This is a genomic window from Roseomonas sp. E05 (assembly GCF_030063475.1).
Taxonomy (GTDB): domain Bacteria; phylum Pseudomonadota; class Alphaproteobacteria; order Acetobacterales; family Acetobacteraceae; genus Pseudoroseomonas.
Window position 1 is genome coordinate 1 of sequence record NZ_JASIRT010000089.1, and the last position, 1341, is coordinate 1341.

Below are 1341 nucleotides of genomic sequence, written 5' to 3' on the forward strand. Positions count from 1 at the left end.
ACCAGTACGACGTTGTCGGCGCTGTCCATGAAGGCACCGGCGTGAAGCTGGCGCACCAGGGCTTCATTGAGCTGGCTGCCAGAGAAGTCGAAGCCTGTCAGGTCCTTGTAGGTGGGGAAGCGTGCGGCCTTGAGCTGGTAGGCGATGGAGCGGACCTCCCGCTCGGCGATCTCGGCCTTGAGCAGCTGCGACAGGATGGGGATCGCGCTCTGGAAGGCGGGCGCGCCCTGTTCGGTGAGTTCGGCCGCGGCCTGTGCCATGCCGTGCATCTTGAGGCTGCGCAGCATGATGGTGATGGCGGCGGCCGCCGGGTCATGACGCATGGCGACCTCCCTGCCTTGGGCGCAGGCTGTCGTAGCGGGCGAGGTTGGCCTTGGGCTCCTGCGCCAGCACGAGGGCCTGGGGCGCCTCGATCGGCGGCACCTGGGAGGCTGTGCCATCGGTCAGCCGGTGCAGCAGGTTCAGGATGTGTGTCTTGCTGGCGACCCCGGCCTGCAGCGCCATCTCCACGGCGACCAGCACGGCCTGCTCGTCGTGCTGGAGCACCAGGGAGAGGATCTCCACCATCTCCCGGTCGCCGCCGGACCTGCTGTGCAGTTGACGCTGCAGCTGCCGGAACGCCTCCGGCAGTTCGGCGAAGGGCGCGCCGTTGCGCAGGGCACCGGGCTTGCGCTGGACCACGGCCAGGTAGTGGCGCCAGTCGTAGACGGTCCGGCCCTGCCCGTGGTGCGACCGCTCGATGATCCGCTGGTGCTCGCAGATGACGGCCCCCTCGGCCACCACCACGATGCGGTCGGGATAGATCCGCAGGCTGACCGGCCGGTTGGCGAAAGAGGCGGGCACGCTGTAGCGGTTGCGCTCGAAGTGCACGAGGCAGGTCGGCGAGACCCGCTTGGTCTCGTCCACGAAGCCGTCGAAGACCCGCTGGACCGGCATCAGGCAGTCCACCTCCTGCCGCCAGGCCGCGGCGACGCTGCCGGGTTCCACCCCATGTGGGATCTCCTCCCAGAGGGCGAGGCATCGCTGCTCCAGCCAGGTGTTCAGCGCCTCCAGGCTGGTGGCCTGGGGCGTGGGCTGCCACAGCCGGTGCCGGGCATCCTGGACGTTTTTCTCGACCTGGCCGCTCGCCCTGTCGCTTGGACCAGTGGCGCTCCAGGGCTCGCCCCAGCCCGACGCCGGATTGCAGAACTCCGGCTCGAACAGGTAGTGGCTCGCCATGGCCAGGAAGCGGGCGTTGATCTGCCGCTCCCGGCTCGGGCCGATCCGGTCCACGGCGGTGCGCATGTTGTCGTAGATGCCGCGCCGCGGCACGCCACCCAGCACGCGGAAGCCGTGGTTGTG

At 69.4% G+C, this 1341-nt stretch carries 2 protein-coding genes; both read right to left on the minus strand.

Features of this window, described 5'->3' with window-relative positions; all coding sequences use genetic code 11:
* Positions 1-323: ATP-binding protein (locus tag QMO56_RS26770; protein WP_283530690.1), on the minus strand; the 323-nt coding region annotated here is incomplete at its 3' end.
* Positions 313-1341, minus strand: a 1029-nt coding sequence (locus QMO56_RS26775; protein WP_408906559.1) for a Mu transposase domain-containing protein, incomplete at its 5' end; no start/stop codon positions are given. The genes QMO56_RS26775 and QMO56_RS26770, both read right to left, overlap by 11 nt.